The 22051-nt window shown below is 56.2% G+C and carries 12 protein-coding genes; 9 read left to right on the top strand and 3 right to left on the bottom strand.

What is annotated here, in order from left to right:
* The first annotated feature begins 418 nt into the window (after positions 1–418).
* Positions 419–4297 (top strand): phosphoribosylformylglycinamidine synthase, encoded by a 3879-nt coding sequence (gene purL, locus GRX76_RS15270; protein WP_201276836.1) that lies wholly within the window; start codon positions 419–421, stop codon positions 4295–4297.
* A gap of 100 nt (positions 4298–4397) precedes the next feature.
* Here the strand turns inward: purL and GRX76_RS15265 are convergent, their stop codons facing one another.
* A complete protein-coding gene (locus GRX76_RS15265; RefSeq protein ID WP_160154098.1) occupies positions 4398–6020 on the bottom strand; it encodes a sorbosone dehydrogenase family protein in 1623 nt (540 codons plus the stop codon).
* Positions 6021–6174: 154 nt separating this feature from the next.
* Here GRX76_RS15265 and GRX76_RS15260 point away from each other — a divergent pair, with 154 nt between their 5' ends.
* The 3 genes from GRX76_RS15260 (at position 6175) to GRX76_RS15250 (ending at position 8901) form a co-directional block, all read left to right on the top strand.
* Positions 6175–7329: a sterol desaturase family protein gene (locus GRX76_RS15260; RefSeq protein WP_160154097.1), complete on the top strand. Its 1155-nt coding sequence runs from the start codon at positions 6175–6177 to the stop codon at positions 7327–7329.
* 116 nt (positions 7330–7445) lie between these two features.
* Positions 7446–8207: a carbonic anhydrase family protein gene (locus tag GRX76_RS15255; protein WP_160154096.1), complete on the top strand. Its 762-nt coding sequence runs from the start codon at positions 7446–7448 to the stop codon at positions 8205–8207.
* 370 nt (positions 8208–8577) lie between these two features.
* Positions 8578–8901 carry a TfoX/Sxy family protein gene (locus tag GRX76_RS15250; protein ID WP_160154095.1) on the top strand — a complete coding sequence of 108 codons (324 nt, stop codon included), beginning with the start codon at positions 8578–8580 and terminating at the stop codon, positions 8899–8901.
* Positions 8902–8961: 60 nt separating this feature from the next.
* Here the strand turns inward: GRX76_RS15250 and GRX76_RS15245 are convergent, their stop codons facing one another.
* Positions 8962–10080 (bottom strand): cation diffusion facilitator family transporter, encoded by a 1119-nt coding sequence (locus GRX76_RS15245; protein ID WP_160154094.1) that lies wholly within the window; start codon positions 10078–10080, stop codon positions 8962–8964.
* A gap of 237 nt (positions 10081–10317) precedes the next feature.
* Here GRX76_RS15245 and GRX76_RS15240 point away from each other — a divergent pair, with 237 nt between their 5' ends.
* From GRX76_RS15240 to GRX76_RS15220, 5 genes are all read left to right on the top strand, one after another.
* Entirely contained in the window at positions 10318–11853 is a 1536-nt protein-coding gene (locus GRX76_RS15240; protein WP_160154093.1) for an arylsulfatase, read from the top strand.
* Between the two features lie 105 nt (positions 11854–11958).
* Positions 11959–13947: a DUF3604 domain-containing protein gene (locus GRX76_RS15235; RefSeq protein ID WP_160154092.1), complete on the top strand. Its 1989-nt coding sequence runs from the start codon at positions 11959–11961 to the stop codon at positions 13945–13947.
* A gap of 114 nt (positions 13948–14061) precedes the next feature.
* On the top strand, positions 14062–15978 hold the full coding sequence (locus GRX76_RS15230; RefSeq protein ID WP_160154091.1) for a DUF3604 domain-containing protein: 1917 nt from the start codon (positions 14062–14064) through the stop codon (positions 15976–15978).
* Positions 15979–16059: 81 nt separating this feature from the next.
* Positions 16060–18510, top strand: coding sequence for an arylsulfatase (locus tag GRX76_RS15225; protein WP_160154090.1), 2451 nt, complete (start codon positions 16060–16062; stop codon positions 18508–18510).
* Between the two features lie 248 nt (positions 18511–18758).
* Positions 18759–20354, top strand: a complete 1596-nt coding sequence (locus tag GRX76_RS15220) for an arylsulfatase (RefSeq protein WP_236250397.1) — start codon at positions 18759–18761, stop codon at positions 20352–20354.
* A gap of 67 nt (positions 20355–20421) precedes the next feature.
* Here GRX76_RS15220 and GRX76_RS15215 read toward each other — a convergent pair whose 3' ends face one another.
* A complete protein-coding gene (locus GRX76_RS15215) occupies positions 20422–21990 on the bottom strand; it encodes an arylsulfatase (RefSeq protein ID WP_160154089.1) in 1569 nt (522 codons plus the stop codon).
* Positions 21991–22051 lie beyond the last annotated feature (61 nt).

Below are 22051 nucleotides of genomic sequence, written 5' to 3'. Positions count from 1 at the left end.
GCTTGGGTCAAAAGCGCGGCAATTTTACCTTAAACCCCGTTGCTCTGACTAATTTCTTGTTACTGTCGTCTGATACTTTGTGAACGGTCGGCTTGTTTTGACCAGTTAAGTGTAGTAGATCGCGCCTGTTTTGCTTCGGGCCCAGGGCATTCTCCACCTTGTCTCTGGAGTGTCTAAGGGGTAATCCGCGACACTGAAATAGTCCCTAGAGGTGGTCAGTGGGAGCGCCTTCATCTTTACTGCACTAATGGCAGTGTTGGAGCGGCGGTGCTTCAGGTACAATGCGCGCGCTCACGATACCCTTCAGTCCCTGTGCGGTACTCTCTAGACCTTTTTCTAGACCTTGCATTGATCGGCCATAGCCCGAATGCTGCCGCCCCACAGGTGCTCAAATCCAGAGAAGAGGCCTACTCCCGCGATGCTAGTTCTGCGTGGTGCTCCTGCACTGTCGAAATTTCGCCATCAAAAACTCCTTACTCAACTTCGCGCGCTGCAGCCTGCCATTGCTGACGTGTACGCCGAATTCGTGCACTTTGCCGACAGTGAAAAACTCGGCAAAAAAGATCAGGTGCTGCTGGAGCGCCTGCTGCAGTACGGCCCCACCGAGGAGAAGCACCAGCCGGAAGGCGCGCTGCTGCTGGTAGTGCCCCGTCCGGGCACCATTTCACCCTGGTCCTCCAAGGCCACGGATATTGCGCACAACGCGGGCCTGACCCAGATCCACCGCCTGGAGCGGGGTCTTGCCTACTACATTACCGGTGTCAAATTAACCGAGGCTGAATGGGGCGAGCTGGCGGCTGCATTGCACGACCGCATGGTGGAGAGCGTTTACGGTACGCTCGAACAGGCGGAACAACTGTTCCAAGTGGAAGATGCACGCCCCATGGGCAGTGTGGACATCCTGGAAGGCGGTCGCGAGGCGCTGGAAGGCGCCAATGTCAGCCTGGGCCTGGCCCTGGCCGACGACGAAATCGATTACCTGATGACCAGCTTTGAAGAGCTGGAGCGCAACCCCACCGACGTGGAGTTGATGATGTTCGCCCAGGCGAACTCCGAGCACTGCCGTCACAAGATCTTCAATGCCAGCTGGACTATCGACGGCGAAGAGATGCCGCACTCCCTGTTCGGCATGATCAAGAACACCTACCGCCTGGGTGGCGAGGACGTGCTGTCTGCCTACGCGGATAACGCCGCGGTGGTGGTCGGTCACGAGGCTGGGCGCTTCTATCCCGATCCGGAAACCAAAGAGTACGGATTCAGCCAGGAAGCCATCCATCTATTAATGAAGGTGGAAACCCACAACCATCCGACTGCCATTGCGCCATTCTCCGGTGCTGGCACCGGTGCCGGCGGTGAAATCCGTGACGAGGGCGCTGTGGGCCGTGGCTCCAAGCCCAAAGTGGGCCTGACCGGCTTTACCGTGTCTAACCTGCAGATCCCGGGCTACCTGCAGCCCTGGGAAGTGAACTACGGCAAGCCAGAGCGCATTGTGACCGCGCTGGACATCATGATCGAAGGTCCCATCGGTGGTGCCGCCTTCAACAACGAATTTGGTCGCCCCAACATCTGTGGTTACTTCCGTACCTTCGAGGAAGACTTCAATGGCGAGCGCCGCGGCTACCACAAGCCGATCATGCTGGCCGGTGGCTACGGCAACATCCGCGAAGAGCATGTCGACAAGCCTGAATTCCAGCCCGGTGCCAAGCTGATTGTGCTGGGTGGCCCGGCGATGCTGATCGGCCTGGGTGGTGGTGCCGCTTCCAGTATGGCCAGCGGCTCCAGCTCGGAAGATCTGGACTTTGCCTCGGTACAGCGCCAGAACCCGGAAATCGAGCGCCGTTGTCAGGAGGTCATCGACCAGTGCTGGCAGCTGGGTGCCAAGAACCCGATCGCCTTCATTCACGATGTGGGCGCCGGCGGCCTGTCCAATGCCTTCCCGGAGCTGGTAAAAGACGGCGGCACCGGTGGCAACTTCGAGCTGCGCAATGTGCCTTCTGACGAGCCGGGCATGAGCCCGCTGGAAATCTGGTGTAACGAATCCCAGGAACGCTACGTTCTGGCCGTGATGCCGGGCGACCTGGAGCGCTTCCAGCAGATCTGCGAGCGCGAGCGCGCGCCTTTCGCTGTTGTGGGTGAGGCCACCAGCGAGAAACACCTGACCCTGAATGACAAGCAACTGGATGCCAAGCCGGTAGACCTGCCGATGTCCGTGCTGTTCGGCAAGCCGCCGAAAATGCACCGCGAGGCGAGCAAGGTAGAGGTAGCGACCACGGCGTTCGATACCAGCAACATCGACCTGAACGAAGCCGCCGAGCGCGTACTGCGCCTGCCCACCGTGGCCAGCAAGAACTTCCTGATTACGATCGGCGACCGTACCGTAACTGGCCAGGTGAGCCGAGATCAGATGGTTGGCCCCTGGCAGGTGCCGGTAGCAGACTGCGCCGTGACCACCGTGGCCTACGACAGCACCAAGGGCGAAGCCATGTCCATGGGTGAGCGCACCCCGGTAGCGCTGCTGGATGCCCCCGCGTCCGGTCGCTTGGCGGTGGGTGAAGCCATCACCAACATCGCCTGTACCCCGATCAAGCAGCTGTCCGACATCAAACTTTCCGCCAACTGGATGTGCGCCGCCGGCCACCCGGGCGAGGAAGAAAAACTGTACCGCACCGTGGAAGCGGTCGGTATGGAGCTGTGCCCGGACCTGAATATCACCATCCCGGTCGGCAAAGACTCCATGTCCATGCGTACCGCCTGGAACGACGGTGGTGCAGACAAGGCCGTTACCGCGCCTATGTCGCTGGTAATTTCTGCCTTCTCGCCGGTATCGGATGTGCGCAAAGTGGTGACCCCGCAACTGCGCCGCACCAAGAAAGGCGAGAGCGAGTTGATCCTGGTGGACCTTGGTGCGGGTAAAAACCGCCTCGGCGCCTCCTGCCTGGCGCAGGTATACAACGAGCTGGGCGACAAGCCCGCTGACCTGGATGACGCCAAACGCTTAAAAGCCTTCTTCGAAGTCATGCAGCAGTTGCTGGAAGAAGAAAAAGTCATTGCCTACCACGACCGCGCCGACGGCGGCCTGTTCGCCACCCTGGCGGAAATGAGCTTTGCCGGCCGTGTGGGTGTCGATGTGGAAGTCTTCGACCTGGGTGACGATCCTATTGCCGCGCTGTTTAACGAAGAGCTGGGTGCGGTACTGCAGGTACCGGCGTCGGAAGCGGAAATGCTGGTGATGCGTTTTGCGGCGGTGGGTGTTCCCGCCCACCAGATCGGTGAACTGAACGACAAAGAGCAGCTGCGCATTACCCGTAACGGCAAGCAGATCTTCAACCGCAAGCGCGCTGAGCTGCAGCAGATCTGGTCTGAGACCAGCTACCGCATCCAGTCCCTGCGCGATAACGCCGACTGTGCCAAGCAGGAGTTCGATGCCATTGCCAAGACGGCACAGCAGGACCCGGGCCTGTCGGTAAGCCTGAGCTACGACATCAACGAGGACATCGCGGCACCTTATATCAAGAAAGGTGTGCGTCCGAAGATTGCCATCCTGCGGGAGCAGGGCGTCAACAGCCAGGTGGAAATGGCACATTCCTTCCACCGCGCCGGCTTCAACGCCGTCGACGTGCACATGAGCGATATCCTCAGTGGCCGTGTCGAACTGGACCAGTTCAAGGGTCTGGTGGGTTGTGGTGGCTTCTCTTACGGTGACGTGCTGGGTGCCGGTGAAGGTTGGGCCAAAACCATCCTGTTCAACGACCGCGCTCGCGATCAGTTTGAAGGCTTCTTCAACCGCAAGGACACCTTCGGTCTCGGCGTGTGCAACGGCTGTCAGATGTTCTCCGTGATCAAGGAATTGATCCCGGGTGCCGATCACTGGCCGCGCTTTGTGCGCAACCTGTCCGAGCAGTACGAAGCGCGCTTTGCGTTAGTGGGCGTGGAAGAATCCCCGTCGGTACTGTTCAAGGGCATGGCCGGTTCCTACATGCCGGTGGCGGTGGCCCACGGTGAAGGCCGTGTGGAATTTGCAGACCAGAAAGCGCTGGAGGCCTGTGAAAAATCCGGCACTATCGCCATGCGTTTCCTGAACAACAACCAGCAGATTACCGAAACCTACCCGGCCAACCCCAACGGCTCGGTCAACGGTATTACCTCTCTGTGTTCCGAAGACGGTCGCGTCACCATCATGATGCCGCACCCGGAGCGCGTCGCCCGTGCGGTCAGCAACAGCTGGCACCCGGACGACTGGCAGGAGGATTCCGGCTGGATGCGCCTGTTCCGCAACGCGCGGGTATTTGTCGACTGATCACAGATCCATGTCGGCATAAAACAAAAAAAAACCGCTCTGATGAGCGGTTTTTTTGTATCTGCAGAAATGTTTGCCAGATTTCAGTTTGTGCGTGCGATCAATCGTCTTTATTCAATGACGAAAGGATGGTCGCAATATCGCGACGATTCAGCTTGCCGGTGGGTGGCATAAACCCGGAGTCGCTGGTCAGTTTTTGCTCCAGCAGCGTCGCGCCGTCTTTTTTCTGCAGCCAACCGTCAATCCGGTTGAGCAGTTCTCCAGGGTTCCCCTGCAGCTCCAGGTGACAACCGGTGCAATTGTTCAGCAGCAGCTGCCGTGTCGCCCCGTCGAAATGTATTCCGTCGATCTGTGCAAGCTGCTGTTGTTGGCTGACTCCCGTATAGGCTTCCCCGCGGGAGAGGCGCAATAGCGCCGCGTTTTTGTCATCGACGATCAGCAGCGAGCCGTCTTTCAGTTGCAGCAAGCCGACGGGCGCGCCTTCCGGTCGCAATCCATCGACCTTATTCCATCGGCCAATCACTTCCTGGTGCTGCGCATCGGCACTGGAGCCGCCGCGGGGGGCCATGGTGTGTTGGGTGAATACCTGCGCGGGGGCGATGGGATCGCGATTGAACGTAACCCGCTCCGTCAGTTGCGGCAGCCCGTCGGAGGAAGTCGCGTAGCTGACCAGTCTGTTACCCACCACCCGATAGCCGTGCCAGCTGACCAGTAATTGATTTTTTAACGAGGGCAGTAAATCACCGTCGTAATACAGCATATCCAGGGGGGCCACGTGGGGAGGCATCAGGCTGTAGGGCTCGACGTAGTCCGGGCGATCACAGTGCGCGCTGTCTTTACCGACGCTCAACCGCCGGTTGAAACAGTAAGGCCAGCCGTAGAAACCGCCAGGCTGGATTACATTGATTTCTTCATAGGGCTCCTCGGCGTCTTTAAAGTCTGTGCTGTTTTCTCCCTGCAGTACGGTACCGCTGGGGTGTACCACCAGGGCCATGGAATTGCGTAGGCCAGTGGCATACAGCGTGAAGTCACCGGCCCACTGGTTGCGCTCTGCCTGATAGCGATAGCGGCGAAGACCTGTGGTGTTGAGTTCGCTACAGGTTTGTTGTTCGGAACTCAGGCCGCAGTCATCGGTTTTCGAGCCCGCGTTTACCAGAAGGTCGCCGCCGGGCAGGAAGACAAAACTGGTCAGTGGGTGCAGGTGGTCGCCGGCGGTGTAGGGCAGGCCATCGATTACCGTTTCCCGCTGGATCACTTGGTCACCCTGAAGCTGGAAGCGGGTAATTTGATTGGCTTCACCCACGTAAATCAGTCCGTCAGGGCCGAGCTTGATGTCGTGGGGCAGGTTCATTCCGGTAATGAGTTTGCGCGTGTGTTTCCGCTGTCTATAACCGTCTTCTTTGTATTCAAGCAGCCAGAGGATGCCTTTACCCCCGCCCCAGCCGCCCATGTCAGTAACCAGAATTTGGTTACCTTCGGGGAGCTCCAGAGCTTTGCGGGGCTTGATAAAGGCATCTCCGGAGTCGGTGCCTGCCAGTAGCCCGAGGCAGGTGCCCGGCATGGTGCCGACGGGGAGTTGAGGCAACCCATCGCACGTCTGGCCTAGCGGTTGATAGCCGGTGGCGAATGCGGCCGTAGCCGTGAGGGGAAGTGCCAGGATGCTCAGTAAGATGGCGCCCAGGCGAATTGCCTGGCTGCTGGCGAAAAATCGGGGCGTGTTCATACGGCGGGCTACTCAATCATTCTTGTCGAACTATCAGGGGGGCAGAACTTAAACCATCTTCCGTTGGCTGTTAAGTAGCAAACTGGTATCGCATCACAGCTCGGTAGTACTATCTCGCGCAATTCGAAAAGTCATATTCAAACAGGGACGTCTGATGGAAGCAGAATATCAATACCGGAAGCGGCGGGTTCCACTGGATCGAAGCAGTGAATTTCGCTGGGGGGAAGGAAAAATCAGTGGATACCTGTCAGTAACACTCGGAGTTTTGAGCTTGCTGGCGGTGCTGGCTTACCGCTATCCGGCTTATCTCACTACGATTGAATTGCGCCAGGTTTACGATGCGGCCTTTCTTCAGCAGGTCCTCAAGTACGGCATGTACTTTTCCCTGTTTTTCGGCTTGCTGACCTTGTTCCTTAACCGTCACAAACGGCTGGGCCTCGCTGGCATCGCGCTGACGTCGCTGGGTTTTGTGTTTGGTGGCTACGATATTCCTGTGGGGCCGGTGGAACCGGTGCGTCTGTCACTGGGGATTGACTGGCTGATCCTTGCCTTTCTTGGTTCGGTTGCTGTGTTCATGACGCTGGAGAAGCTGTTCCCCAAATACCGTAACCAGGTGATTTTGCGGGACGAGTGGGGGCTGGACCTTTTTTATTTCTGTTTCAATCACCTGATGATTTCCGCCATCCTGATTTATGGCAACTACCATGCCAGTCATTTCCACTGGGCGGTGAGTGAGAGTGTGCAACAAGCGGTGCAGTCTGTGCCGGTATTGCTGCAGGTCTGTTTGATCATCATCTGCGCCGATTTTGTACTTTACTGGGAACATCGTCTGTATCACGAGGTACGCGTGCTCTGGCCGGTGCACGCGGTGCACCACTCGGTAGAGAGCATGGACTGGTTGGCCGGATCACGAGGGCATTTTATCCAGGTCTTTTCCGAGCGTGCGATGGTAATGGTACCTCTGTACCTGTTGGGCGCAGGCCAGGCGGCACTGGATATCTACGTTGCCTTTGCAGCACTGCAGGCGATTTTGATTCACAGTAACCTGCGGTTTTCCTTCGGTCCCCTGAAATACATTTTCGTCACGCCGCAATTCCACCACTGGCACCACAGCTCGGAAAAGCCCGCCATCGATACCAATTATTCCGCGCATACGGTGTTGTTTGATCGTCTTTTTAATACCTACCACATGCCTGAGCAGCACTGGCCTGCAGAGTATGGGACCACCGTGCGCCTGCCCCGCAGTTATCTCGGACAGCTGTTGTATCCGGTGCGGGCGTTGTTCAAGTCTCGCGGATCTGATGGTTGAGGCAAGTTCCTTGAATGGGGCTCAATGACGCCAGAATCGTCTACGCTCAAAGGAGTGCCGCCGCCGAGGCCGGTAATATCCTTCTTTGTATACGAGCTTTGTAGACGAGGCGAAGCATGAACAGAAAACCCACGGAAACGCATTCCAGCCAGTCACCGGATACTTCCCGACGAGGCCTGTTAAAAGCCGCGCTCGGCGCTGGCGCAGTGGGCATGGCTGCCGGTGTCGGGCTTACGGGCTTTTCCGGAGTGAGCTACGCCGCGGCGCTGAGTAAAGAGGCGCGCGATGCCATGAGCCCAGACGACGTGATTCAAATGCTGAAGCAGGGCAACGAACGCTTTCGCAATGGCAAAATGCAGCAGCACGATTATCTGGCCCAGAAGCGCGCCAGTGCCACCGGGCAATATCCGGCAGCGGCCATTCTCAGCTGTATCGACTCGCGGACGCCGGCTGAAATACTGCTGGATATGGGGCTGGGTGAATCCTTCAATACCCGGGTGGCCGGCAATATCTGTAATGACGATGTGGTTGGCAGCCTCGAGTTTGCCTGCGCGGCGGCTGGTGCCAAGGTGATTCTGGTGATGGGGCATACCGCCTGTGGCGCAGTGAAAGGCGCCATTGATGGTGTAAAAATGGGCAAGCTCACCCAGTTGCTGGATGAAATCAAACCAGCGGTAAAGGCCACCGCCTATGACGGTGACCGTAGCAGCAAGAATGACGAGTTTGTCGACCTGGTCGCGGCCAGCAATGTACGCCGGGCGATGAATGAAATCCGCGATGAGAGCGAAATCCTCTCTGCGCTGGAGAAAGAGGGCAAGCTCAAGATTGTCGGCGCCATGTATCACCTCAATGGCGGCCGCCTGGAAATGCTCGATTGACCGCCGTTAGCGGCTCATAACCCCGTCAATGACCTGGCCGGATAGCGGGTAGGGGAGAAAATCTCCTGCCAGCCGGCGCCTTTCATATTCTTTGCTACACTTACAACGATAATGGCAAAAAATTTTCTCGCATGGCGCAGATTCCGCAACTACTTGCTGAGTATATTAGCCTGCTCCCTCCCAAGCGTAGTGAGCGTATTCAGGCGTTGCACAACGATTTTGCCAGTCAGAAGAATTACATCTCCCTATACACCTGCTACACCTGCGCACGCGAACCTATCCAAGCCTATTTGAACCTGCACCCGAAAACCCGGTGCGGCACCGGCTGCCTGATTTTCCACGACAGAATTTATAAAGGAAGGAGTGAGTAATGGCTTACAACGAAGAGCTGGCGAAGAAAGTGCGCTACCTGCTGAAAGAGAGCGATGGCCTGAGTGAAAAGCAGATGTTCGGTGGCCTGGCCTTTATGCTCAACGGCAATATGGCCTGTGGTGTGGTGGGCGAAGAACTGATGGTCCGGGTGGGGCCAGACAACTACCAGGATGCACTGGGTGAGCGCTACACACGTCCAATGGATTACACCGGCAGACCCCTCAAAGGCATGGTCTATGTCGAAGAAGATGCGATTGTCGAAGACCTGAATGGTTGGGTAAATAAAGGCGTGGAATTTGCCGGTTCGTTACCGCCGAAATAGCGCCGGCCTGAAGCCGGCACTGTCATTTTATTGAGGCATCCATAGCGTATCGGTGGAGCCTCACAGTCCCTCGTTTAATTGCTGCGGGTTGTCCAGTTTCGACGGTGGCGCTATGCCGTCAATTTCAATCGTGAGATGGAAAACCCTGGGGCAGCGCTGTTTCAATTCGGTTTCCAGCTCATCAATCAGCTCTTCGGTTGCCTCCAGTGTCGCCTGCACAATTGCGCGGGTCTCCGCATATTCCAGTACGGCCCCGGTGCGCCGGTGTTCCGGCACTCGCTCCAGGAGCTGGCGCTCGTGATTGCTAATCCGCTCCCGCATATCCCGCATCAATACTTCTTCCCGCAGTTCAACTTCCGCCACGACCACGGTGTGGGTGTCGTCGACGATCACCGAACGCAGGTCGTGATAGCGCTCTACCTCGCGATGATGTTTGACGATGTCATGGAAGGCGCGCTCGGCGTCCTTATCGCGAATATTGGTGAGGTAGCGCATATTGATCTTTCCGAGAAAGATCGCGGTAAACCCGAGCATCAGGGCAATCAATACAGAGAAGCCGATATCCCACATAGGGTTGCCGGTAGACTGGGTCATGCCGATACCGGTGGCGGCAAGAATCACCCCGGTCACTGCGATGGAATCCTCCAGCAGTACGGCAATTAGTGTCGGGTCATCGGCATCGGCGAGGTAGCGGAAGGGGTTGCGCTTACCTTCCGCACGCATGCGCGAGAGAAATTCTTTCCCTGCCACCATTAACACATAACCTTCCAGCAGGAAGGCGATGACCAGCACCACCGCTGAAATCCAGATAGGCGCAATTTCCATGCCGAACACGGATATGGCTTCGGGGCGTTGGATGTGTCCCAGATTGTGCCAGGCGTGCCAGGCATGGGCGAGACCGAGGCCACAGCCGATGGAAAAAAGGCCGATGGCGCTCCACAGGTTCCACAGGTATTTCTTCTGGCCGTGCCCGAAGGCGTACTGCGTATCGGCGGGCTGGCTGCCGCGTTTGAGGCCGATCAACAGGAACACCTGGTTGAGGGTGTCCATCAGGCTGTGTACCGCTTCGTTCATCATTGCCGCGGAATGAGTGGCCATTGCGGCAATTCCTTTCAAGACGGTGATGATTGCGTTGACACAAATGGCGTATAGAACGGCTTTCTTTGAACCCTGAGCCATGGTTTCCCCTTAATGCTGGCTGAGTGGTGATCACTGATGTTCGAAAACAGTGCCCAAATTATCGTATTTCGCGGTCTCTTGGCGACAGCTGATTATAGAAGCCCTGAAACTTTATCCTATTTTCAAAAGGAGAGCCTTCGCCGCCAATTAACCGTTGGGGGAATATTCGGTGCCTATACTTCCTTCAGCCGGATTCCGGAAGGCCTTCAATAAATTTAATGTTCTTCAGAGGTAATAATGAAAACATTGTGCCAGTGTGTAGCCGCCCTCTATCTGTGCGTGGCGGCACTGGTCGTCAGTGCCGCGGAAAAGCCCAATATACTCATTATCTGGGGTGATGATATTGGTATGTGGAATGTCAGCGCCTACCACCGCGGAATGATGGGAGGCTCGACCCCTAATATCGATCGCATTGCCAAAGACGGCATGATTTTCATGGATCACTATGCCCATGCGTCCTGCACCGCAGGGCGGGCGTCGTTTATTACCGGTCGGTATCCCATGCGGATCGGTCTCAGTACCGTTGGTCTGCCTGGCGCCGAACAGGGCATCAAAGCTGAGACACCGACGATGGCGGAGCTGCTCAAGCCACACGGTTATGTCACTGGCCAATTCGGAAAAAACCACCTGGGTGACCGGGATGAGCACCTGCCAACGGCGCACGGGTTTGATGAATTCTTTGGCATTCTCTATCACCTGAATGCGGGTGAATATCCCGAGCAATACGATTACCCGAAAGACCCGGCAATACAAAAGCAGTACGGGCTGAAAATGCGTGGGGTTGTGCACGCCAAGGCACAGTCCGATGGCAAGCAGCAAATCGAGGACATGGGCGCCTGGGGTCAGGAGCGCCAGCGCAATCTCGACTGGGAAGTGCTCGAACAATCCAAGCGTTTTATTACCGAGTCGGTCAAAGCCGGAAAGCCATTTTTTGTGAGGCACAACACAACGCGCATGCACTACCGGACGAATCTGAACAAGAAGTATCAGGGAAAAAGCGGCTACGGCATCTACGCCGACGGCATGATGGAACTGGATGATATCGTCGGCGAGTTGCTGGATTTGCTGGACGAGCTTGGCGTGGCAGACAACACCCTGGTGATGTTCTCCACTGACAACGGCGCCGCGTCGAATTCCTGGCCGGATGGTGGCAATCAGCCGTTCCACGGAGAAAAAGGTGTCGGTGGCTGGGAAGGCGGCTTTCGTGTTCCCATGCTCGTGAGCTGGAAAGGGCACATCCCCGCCGGTGTTTCCGCCGGTGAATTTATGGCGATGGAAGACTGGGTTCCCACCATCCTGTCCATTGTTGGCGAGAGCAACATCAAAGAAAAGTTGCTGTCAGGCGCCAAGGTTGGCGACAAAAACTTCAAGGTGCATCTCGATGGCTACGACCAGACCGACATACTGTTGAAACAAGGAAAAACGAAGCGTAAGGAATTCTTCTACTTCACCGAAACTACCTTTCATGGTATGCGGCATGGCGACTGGAAGTTTCTGTTTATCGATCAGGAAGAGTGGTTCCGTGCCAGCCAGATACCCTTAACCACGCCCTATATTATCAACCTGAAACTCGACCCGTTTGAACGTTTCATCGATGCGCGCGGCTACGACGAGTGGGCGGAAAACCGCAGCTGGACATCGGGGCCAGCCGCTGGGGAGATTCAGAAATTTGTCAAAAGTTTCCAGGAGTTTCCGCCGGTGCAGGAGAGTATGTCGGTGCAGGTCGACGAGGTCAGTAAGCTGATCAATTCACTGGCGCATCAGCAGCGTTAGCGTGTGATCGCTGGACACCCATTTACAGCGTAATTTTCTGCCCCGTTACTGGCATCAGTTCGAGGCAAAGTTATTTAAAGATTCTTTTGCTAGGGAAGCTAAAAAATGAACAAGCACGGTTTGTCTTTATCCGTATTGGTGGCGGTCATTGCACTGTCGGCGTGTGGCGGAGATCGCGAAGACCAGGCCGCGAATGACGCTTCGGGCGGGAAAGGTGGGACCCTGGTGGACGAGGAACTGGGTACCGCGGATGGCCCCGTGTCGGACACGACAGGCAAGGCGCCTATGCCCGAAGCGGCGCCGTCGTCCCGGACTTCGCGGCCGACCAATACGTCTTACCCGACCGAGGCGTATTTTGGCGATACTCATGTACACACCGGCTGGTCTGCCGATGCGGGAATGGATGGTGCCATTCTCTCACCGGAAGATGCCTATCGGTTTGCCCTGGGCGAAGAAGTGAAATCCAATACTGGCCTCCCGACCAGGCTCAGTCGGCCTTATGACTGGTTCATGATTACCGACCATTCCGATGGTATGGGCGTAATCAATGAGCTCATAGCCGGTAATCCGGAAATGATGGCGGACCCGACGCTGAAGCGCTGGAACGAGGCTCTCAATTCCGGCGATGAAAAAAAGGCGGCGGACGCCAAGAGTGAGCTGATTGTGCTGCAATCGGAAGGCAAGTTACCGAAGGAAGTGATGGACCCCAAGTGGATGAAGTCGGCCTGGGAGAAAACCGTTGATGCCGCCGAGAAGTACAATAAGCCCGGTGAGTTCACCACATTTATCGCCTACGAATGGACGGTGAATGCGGATGGTGGCGACAACTTGCACCGCAACGTGATCTTCCGTGACGATGCCAGTAAAACCCGCAGTTTACTCCCTCTGACCACCTTCGAAACCCAGGACCCGGAAAAGCTCTGGGCCTGGATGAAAGCCTACGAAGACAAGACCGGTGGCCGGGTGCTGGCCATTCCCCACAACGGCAATATGTCCAATGGCCGTATGTTTGAGGAGAAGCGTTTCGATGGCTCGCCCATGACCAAAGAGTGGGCGGAAATGCGCGCGCGCTACGAGCCACTGTATGAAGTCACCCAGATCAAGGGGCAGAGTGAATCCCATCCCAGCCTGTCACCGGAAGACGAGTTTTCCGACTGGGATCTGTGGGACCGCGGCAATCTGATTTTAAAACCCAAACCACCGGGCTCGTTCAAATATGAATACTGGCGCCCGGCCCTCAAGGCCGGTATGCGGCTTGAAGATAAACTCGGAACCAACCCCTTCCAGTACGGTGCCAATGCCGGCACAGATACCCACACGGGTTTGTCCACACCGGACGACGACAATTTCTTTGGCAAGTTCAAAACCCTTGAGCCCAGCAACAAGACCCGTTGGGACTTCCCCCTGTTAAGTGGGCCGACCGACGTCTACATGGGCTGGGAAATGGCGGCTTCCGGCAGTATGGGGGTCTGGGCGGCTGAAAATACCCGTGAAGCCATCTGGGACGCCATGATGCGCAAGGAGACGTTTGCCACCACTGGCCCACGTATGACCCTGCGCTTTTTCGGTGGTTTCGATTTCAGCCCGGAAGATGCCGAAGCGGATATGGTCAAACGCGGTTATGAAAAAGGCGTCCCAATGGGGGGCAAACTGAAAGGCGATAAGGGTACCAAGCGAATCAAATTCCTCGTTGCCGCCATGAAAGACCCGCAAGGCGCAAACCTGGATCGTATTCAAATTATCAAAGGCTGGGTGGATGGCAGTGGAAACACCCACGAAAAAGTCTACAACGTGAAGTGGTCGGGCAATCGCAAGCTGGACAGCCAGGGTCATATCCAGCATGTGGGTACTACGGTAGACAAGAAAACCGCTAAGTACACCGATGATATCGGCGATGCGCAGTTAATCGGTTACTTCGAAGACAAAGAGTTCAATCCCGCGCATAAAGCTGTGTATTACGTGCGGGTACTACAGATTCCCACGCCCCGCTGGACCCTGTACGACAAGGTGAGAAACAAGATTGAGATGGATAAAAAGGTGCCTATGGTTCAGCAAGAGCGCGCCTTCTCCAGCCCTATTTGGTATACCCCTTGATTCACGTTGCCCGAAAAAATATTAGTTAAATGAGGTGTTACTGTGCGATACAGCATCTGCGTTCTGGCGGTGCTTTTACTAGGCGCTTGTAGCAATAAATCTGATCCCAAAAAAGTGGAAGAATCAATCGGGCTGGATGCTACGGCAGAGGTTGAAAGCGTCGAAACCGCTGAAACGAATGATACGCCGATACCGACAGACGCCACGACGACTCCGGTAAACAAGGCAGGGGGCAGCAGCGAGGTGCCCACTAATCCACTGCGTGACGCCTACTTCGGCGAGCTTCACATCCATACGGCTTATTCATTGGATGCCTATATCTTCGGCAATGCCCTGAATGACCCTTTTATGGCTTATCGCTTTGCCAAGGGGGAGACGATAAAGCTGCCCACCGGTGTGGAGAAGAAGATCATTTCGCCCCTGGACTTTGTCGCCATTACCGATCATGCGGAGGCGTTGGGTGAATACGAAATCTGCACCAACCCGGAAATGAAAGGTTACGACACGGAAACCTGTAAGGGGATGCGTGCGAACGAGATCAAATATTTCGAGGAAATATTCGCAGGTATCTCAAAGTCGCCGGCCAAGCGTCTTGCGGATCTGTGCGGCGAAGATGGCAAAACCTGCGTGGACGCGGTGACCGGCCCCTGGGGCCGCATTCAGCAGGCGGCGGCTGAAAACTACGAACCGGGCAAGTTCACATCCCTGGTCGCGTTCGAATTTTCCGCCAACGCGCCGGAGGGCGGTGGCGGCATGATGCACCGCAATGTCATTTTCCGCAGTGCCAAGGTACCGAAAACGGTGTTTTCTGCGTTTGAGGGTACCGGAGAAGAGCTGCATAAATGGCTGGAAACCAATTGCACTGGAGAATGCCAGGTGCTGACCATTCCCCACAACCCGAACTTTTACTGGGGGCGCCTCTACTGGGGAAAAAATAGTGACGGCTCCGAGTGGACTCAGGACATTGTCGAGCGTCGTGAACGCATGGATCGTCTGGTAGAGGTTATGCAGGTGAAGGGCAACTCCGAGTGCCAGACCGGGATCATGACCACGGACGAGGCCTGTAACTTTGAAATGGTGTTCCCAAAATGTGAGGGCGAAAACACTGCCGGCTGCACCAACGACTACGGATTAGTGCGCAATGGCCTGATATTTGGTCTGCGTCACCAGGCGAAGATGGGAGTAAATCCGTTCAAGCAGGGCATCATCGCCTCCACCGACAACCACAACGGTACCCCCAGTGATACCACCGAGAGTGATTTCGAGGGGCATTACGCCAATAACGACGGCGCTCCAGAAGTACGCCTGGGACTCAAGCCGAACCCTACAGCACTCGCGATGGGCCTGAAGGCCGAGGACGACCCTACCAAGCTATACAACCCGGGCGGGATTGCGGGCGTCTGGGCCGAAAGCAATACACGCGAGGGCATCTGGGACGCGCTATACCGTAAGGAAACCTTCGGTACCAGTGGTACCCGTACCAAGATCCGGATGTTCGCCGGTTACGGTTTTCCCGCTGACATGGCTACGAAAAACAATTGGGTAGAAATTGGTTACCAGAGTGGTGTGCCCCAGGGCGGCGATCTGGGTGAAGCTCCGGAAGGCAAGGCGCCGACGCTGATGTTGTGGGCGCAACGGGACCCCAACAGTGCTCCATTGGCTCGTTTGCAAATCATCAAGGGCTGGCGCACAGCGGACGACAAGCTGGAAGAAATGACCTATGACGTCGCTTGCTCTGACGGCGCAAAGCCGGATCCCAAAACGCATCAGTGCCCCGACAACGGCGCCACCGTTAATCTGGAAGACTGCTCCATCAGCTCCGACAAAGGTGACGCGCAACTGGCGGCCACCTGGACGGATCCTGACTTTGACCCGGCAGAACATGCCTTTTACTACGCCCGCGTGCTGGAAAATCCGGTGTGCCGTTGGAGTATGTACGACGCGAAAAAGGCCGGCGTTGAGCATCCCGAGGAATTACCCAAGACCATTCGCCAGCGCGCCTGGTCATCGCCGATCTGGTATACGCCGTAAGCTTGTTTGGATGGTTGTATAGCCTGGTATTGTTCAGATTCCCTGAATGAGCCAGAAAAAATCCAAGGAAGGATAACTGTGATGAAATTTTTTTCTGCCGCTTTGTCGGTACTGGCGTTGTCCCTCGCAGTAGCCGGTTGCTCTCGAGATGCCGCGCCACCGGCGTCAGATACGCAGGCGCCGAAAAGCGCGATCAGCGAGGATGCAAAACCGATTGCCGTTGTTGACGATAAATCAGCGAGCAGCTCGGTGGCGTCCGACAGCGCTTCCTGGCCGGACCGGAAAAATCTGCCCAATGACCTGTCACCGTTTGAAGGCAAGATCGGCAAGACCTACAAGGAATCCGAATCCAGCTGGCAACAGGTTCCCACCGCACCTAAGGGCGCGCCCAATGTGATCGTCATTCTTCTGGATGACGTCGGCTTTGGCCAAACGTCCACCTTCGGTGGGCTGATCCCCACACCCAATCTGGATGAGCTGGCCGCACAGGGGCTGCGCTATAACCGCTTCCATACCACGGCGATCTGCGGCCCGTCGCGCGCGGCGCTGTTGACCGGGCGCAACCATCACCAGTCGGGCAGTGGTTTCCTGATGGAGTGGGCAACGGGCTTTCCCAGCTATTCGGCCTATATTCCGAAAAGCACCGCCACTATTGCTGAAATCTTGAAAGATAACGGCTACAGCACCTGGTGGTATGGCAAGAACCACAATACCCCGGACTGGGAAGCGACGGTATCCGGCCCCTTCGATCGCTGGCCGACGGGGCTCGGCTTTGATTATTTCTATGGATTCAACGCTGGTGAAACGCACCAGTATTATCCGGTGCTGTTTGAGAACACCGTGCCGGTGGAGCCGGATAAGTCCCCGGAAGAGGGCTACCACTTCATGACCGACATGACCGACCGCGCCATCGCCCGCATGAAGTTTGCCAAGTCCGTTGCCCCGGATAAACCCTTCTTTATGTACTTCGCCCCGGGGGCCATGCACGCACCCCACCATGTCACCGCAGAGTGGCGTGAAAAGTTCAAGGGCAAGTTCGACATGGGCTGGGATAAATACCGTGAGGAGGTGTTCGAGCAGCAAAAGAAAATGGGCATTATTCCCGCCGATACCAAACTGACGGAGCGGCCGGAGTGGGTGCCCGCGTGGGATAGCCTGAGTAATGACCAGAAGAAAGCCTACAACGCGCTGTTTGAAAACTTTGCCGGTTACTTTGCCTTTACCGACCACGAAGTAGGGCGTCTTATTGATGCGGTGGATGAATTACCCGATGCCGACAACACGCTGGTGATCTACATCGTTGGTGACAATGGCGCATCCGCAGAGGGTGGGCCCGACGGCACCATGAATGAAATTAAAAACCTGAACGGCTTGCCGACGACCCTGGACGAAATCCTGGAAAATCTCGACAAGCTGGGCGGGCCGGAATCGGAACCCCATTACCCGGTCGGCTGGGCCTGGGCGGGCAATACGCCGTTCCAGTGGGTTAAGCAGGTTGCCTCACATCTGGGTGGTACCCGCAACCCGATGGTGATCCGCTGGCCCGCCAAGATCAAACACGATGACCAACCGCGGGTCGCCTTTCTGCATCTTGTAGACGTGGTACCCACCATTCTGGAAGCCGCCAATGTACCCATGCCGGATACGGTCAACGGTATCGAGCAGAAGCCGCTGGTGGGCAAGTCGTTCCTCGCCAGTTTCAGTGACCCGCAATTTAGCGGGCGTGGCGAGCAATACTTCGAGGTATTCAGCAACCGCTCCATGTATGCCGATGGCTGGAAGGCAAACGCGCAGCATACGCTGCCCTGGCGCCAGGATCTGGCCCCGGGCAATTGGGAGAAAGACGAGTGGGAACTCTATAACCTTAACGAGGATTTCTCCGAGGCCAATAACCTCGCCGCGGAGAATCCTGACAAGCTCGCCGAACTGAAGCAAAAGTTTGATCAGGCTGCACAGGACAACGAGGTGTATCCGATGGACGACCGCGGTGCGGGCCGGCTGGGTATGCCCAAGCCACCGGTGCCGGGTGCCATTCCCGATTCAAAAATCTACACCTATTACCCGGGCGCTGTCCGTATTCCCGAAGTGGCCGGCCCTTCCATGAAGAACGCTTCCTGGACCCTGACCGCGAATGTGAAATCCGAGGGTGCCAAGACCGAAGGGGTGATCCTGGCCGTAGGTGGCGTGGCCGCCGGGCTAGTGTTGTATCTGGATAGCGGCGTACCGGTATTTGATTACAACTTTTTTGAAAAGCACACCACTTTGAAAGGTGACAAAGCCGTTTCCGGTGACGCGACTATTGAGGTGGACTTCGATTACCAGGGCGAAAAGCCCGGTGGCGCGGCGAAACTGGCGCTCAAGGTCAACGGCGAGACGGTCGCCACCGGAGAAGTACCCGAGACCGTTGCCGGACGTTTTGGTATCGATACCTTCGGTATTGGCGAAGATACCGGACAGCCGGTAACCCATGAATATGAGCCGCCAAATGCGTTTACCGGTGAGATTCAAAAGGTCGTGGTGGAAATGAAGTAGCGGAATAGTTCGGAAGATTTGAAAAACACTAAGAGGTCATCATGCGTTTCCAATTTGCAGGGTTCCTGGTACTTCTGGCTTTGACCGGATGCAGCGAGGATGATTCACAGATTGCAGTAAGTCTGCCGGTCGTAGCACAGGCGGTTGCCGATCCCCAACAGGATCAGACACCGCCTCCCGTCGTCACACAATCAAATCCTGATGATATGAGTCAGCAGGCGCCGAGTCAGACAGCGCCAAACCAATCGGTGCCAACCACCACACGCACGAATTCCACCAGTGGCAAGCCCAATATTCTGCTGATCGTTTCTGACGATACCGGCTACGGTGATCTTGGCCCCTATGGTGGTGGAGAGGGGCGCGGAATGCCGACCCCAAATATTGACCGCATGGCAGCTGAAGGCATGACCTTCTTTTCGTTTTATGCGCAACCCAGCTGCACACCCGGCCGCGCAGCCATTCAGACGGGTCGTATTCCCAATCGCAGCGGGATGACGACAGTGGCATTCCAGGGGCAGGGTGGCGGTCTCCCCAAGGCGGAATGGACCTTGGCGTCTGTGTTGAAAACTGCGGGTTACAAAACGTATTTCACCGGTAAGTGGCACCTGGGAGAATCTGATTATGCCCTGCCCAATGCCCAGGGTTACGATGTGATGAAGCATGCGTTCCTGTATCACGCGAATGCCTACACCTATGCTGACCCCACCTGGTTCCCGGACATGGATCCGAAACTGAGGGCGATGTTCAAACAGGTTACCAAGGGATCTCTTTCCGGTAATGCGGGAGAAACCGCCAGGGAAGACTGGAAAGTAAATGGCCAGTACGACAATACGCCGGGTAAAGGTGTGGTTGGGTTGCCGTTCGTTGACAGCTATGTAGAGAAATCCGGTCTCGAGTTCCTGGAAGATGCGGCGAAAGACCCGGGCACGCCGTTCTTTATCAATATCAACTTCATGAAGAACCACCAGCCGAATATGCCGGCACCGGAGTTCAAGCACACATCCATGTCCAAGTCCAAGTACGCCGATGCGGTGGTGGAGCTGGATACCCGTATCGGCCATGTCATGGACAAGCTTCGGGAGCTGGGACTGGATAAAAATACCCTGGTGTTTTACACCGTGGACAACGGTGCTTGGCAGGATGTTTTCCCGGATGCGGGTTATACGCCATTTCGCGGCACCAAAGGTACGGTGCGTGAGGGCGGCAACCGCGTACCGGCGATCGCGGTCTGGCCGGGGAAAATCAAGGCCAACGTGCGAAACCATGATATTGCCGGCGGTCTCGACCTGATGGCTACCTTCGCCTCGGTCGCGGATGTACAGCTGCCGAGCCAGGACCGCGAGGGTCAGCCCATTATTTTTGACAGTGTTGATATGACGCCGTTACTGACTGGAAGCGGCAAGAGCGCGCGCACATCCTGGTTCTACTTTACCGAGGACGAGCTGTCACCCGGTGCCGCGCGCGTGGGCAATTACAAGGCGGTGTTCAATCTGCGTGGTGACGATGGAGCACATACCGGTGGCATGGCGGTAGACACTAACCTGGGCTGGAAAGGCGAATCCAAGTATGTTGCCACTGTGCCTCAGGTGTTTGATTTGTGGCAGGATCCCCAGGAGCGGTACGACCTGTTTATGAATAACTTTACCGAACGCACCTGGACCATGGTGACGATCAGTAAAGAGGTCGAAGACCTCGTCAAGACCTACGTCAAATACCCACCACGTAAACTCCAGAGTGAAACATACACCGGGCCAATCACGATCAGTGGTTACCAGCGCTTTAAGTGGGTGCGGGAGCAGCTTGAGAAGGAGGGTGTCAAGATTCCATTGCCCACCGGGAACTGACTCGGGGAATCGGTTGAATGAAAAAGCCCGCACAGTTGTGCGGGCTTTTTTTCTGCGGGATTATCCGCTAGTTACTATGCGCAGCGCCTGATCTCAGCTGCTCCTCAATCTTCTTGAGGTTAAAGGAGCCGGGTGTCTGGCTGGGTGGATACTCTTCCATGGTTTTCAGGAATTTCGCGGCCATCTGCTGCAAGGGTACCAGCACAAACGCCCGTTCCAGTAACCAGTCGTAGTAGGTGTTGGCATTGTGCTGGGCGCGCTCGAAGGGATCGCGGCGCAGGTTGAAAATCAGCGGCACTCGCAGTTCGGTGAAGGGCTCCATCCACACGCCGAATGCCTTGCCGCGGTTTTCCAGGAAGACCGCTTTCCAGGCATCGTAACGCATGGCCACAATCTGGCCGTCGTCGTTCACATAAATGAACTCGTGACGGGGAGACTCTTCCGTTTTACCGGTGAGATAGTCCAGCTGGTTGTAGCCATCGATATAGTTTTTGTAGGTGCGGCCGATCAGCTTGGTACCTTTCAACAATTGATTCTTGATATCCGGGTTACCACCGGCAGCGGCAAAGGTGGGCAGCCAGTCCTCGTGAGAGACGATGCCGTTCAGCACTTTCCCGGCAGGGAATTTACCCGGCCAGCGCACAAACGCGGGTACCCGGTAGGCGCCTTCCCAGTTGGAGTTTTTCTCGCTGCGGAAGATGGTGGTGCCGGCATCGGGCCAGGTGTTGAAGTGCGGGCCGTTGTCGGTGGAATAGAACACAATGGTGTTGTCGGCAATTTTCAACTCATCCAGCAGATCGAGCAGTTTGCCGACGTGCATATCGTGTTCGACCATGCCGTCCTGGTACTCGTTGCCGGTAGGACCAGACAGGCCTTTATGTTCTTCCTTCACGTGGGTGCGGAAATGCATACGGGTGGCATTCCACCAGACGAAAAAGGGTTTTCCGGCATTGGCCTGTTGCTTGATAAAGTCCATGGCCGCGGCCAGAGTCTCTTCATCGATGGTTTCCATGCGCTTCTTGGTCAGCGGGCCGGTATCCTCGATCTTGCCATCGGCGGTGGCCTTTACCACACCCCGTGGGCCAAACTTCTTGCGAAACTCCGGATCTTTCGGGTAGTCACGATTTTCCGGTTCTTCTTCCGCATTTAGGTGATACAGGTTACCGAAAAATACGTCGAAGCCGTGATTGGTGGGCAAATGTTCGTCGCGGTCACCAAAGTGGTTTTTGCCAAACTGGCCGGTGGCGTAGCCGAGACTTTTCATCACCGCAGCGATGGTAACGTCGGATTTTTGCCAGCCTTCTTTAGCACCTGGAAGTCCTACCTTGGTCATGCCGGTACGCACCGGCACATTGCCGCCCATAAAAGCGGCGCGCCCGGCCGTACAGGACTGCTGGCCGTAGTAGTCGGTAAAGCCGAGGCCCTCTTTGGCAATCCGATCAATATTGGGGGTTTTATATCCCATCATGCCTTTGCTGTTGGCGCTGATATTCCACACCCCGATATCATCGCCCCAGATCACCAGGATATTGGGCTTTTCCTGTGCCTGTGCCGCACCATGGAAGACCGTCAGCAGGGCGGCGGCGGTGAGCGAAATTGGCACTTTGAGTAAACGGCGTATTGAAAGTCGTTTCATAAAATCCTCCGGGATTTTCCGATGGCGACGCTGTTGCGTGGGTTTGGTGTAGGGATGAAGT

Source organism: Microbulbifer sp. ALW1 (assembly GCF_009903625.1).
GTDB lineage: Bacteria > Pseudomonadota > Gammaproteobacteria > Pseudomonadales > Cellvibrionaceae > Microbulbifer.
The sequence above is the reverse complement of the archived record's forward strand: the minus strand, read 5'-3'. Positions and strand labels throughout refer to the sequence as shown.

Coding starts and splice junctions, on each gene's coding strand:
- purL (WP_201276836.1), top strand. CDS start 419: ATGCTAGTTCTGCGTGGTGCTCCTGCACTGTCGAAATTTCGCCATCAA.
- GRX76_RS15265 (WP_160154098.1), bottom strand. CDS start 6,020: ATGAACACGCCCCGATTTTTCGCCAGCAGCCAGGCAATTCGCCTGGGC.
- GRX76_RS15260 (WP_160154097.1), top strand. CDS start 6,175: ATGGAAGCAGAATATCAATACCGGAAGCGGCGGGTTCCACTGGATCGA.
- GRX76_RS15255 (WP_160154096.1), top strand. CDS start 7,446: ATGAACAGAAAACCCACGGAAACGCATTCCAGCCAGTCACCGGATACT.
- GRX76_RS15250 (WP_160154095.1), top strand. CDS start 8,578: ATGGCTTACAACGAAGAGCTGGCGAAGAAAGTGCGCTACCTGCTGAAA.
- GRX76_RS15245 (WP_160154094.1), bottom strand. CDS start 10,080: ATGGCTCAGGGTTCAAAGAAAGCCGTTCTATACGCCATTTGTGTCAAC.
- GRX76_RS15240 (WP_160154093.1), top strand. CDS start 10,318: ATGAAAACATTGTGCCAGTGTGTAGCCGCCCTCTATCTGTGCGTGGCG.
- GRX76_RS15235 (WP_160154092.1), top strand. CDS start 11,959: ATGAACAAGCACGGTTTGTCTTTATCCGTATTGGTGGCGGTCATTGCA.
- GRX76_RS15225 (WP_160154090.1), top strand. CDS start 16,060: ATGAAATTTTTTTCTGCCGCTTTGTCGGTACTGGCGTTGTCCCTCGCA.
- GRX76_RS15215 (WP_160154089.1), bottom strand. CDS start 21,990: ATGAAACGACTTTCAATACGCCGTTTACTCAAAGTGCCAATTTCGCTC.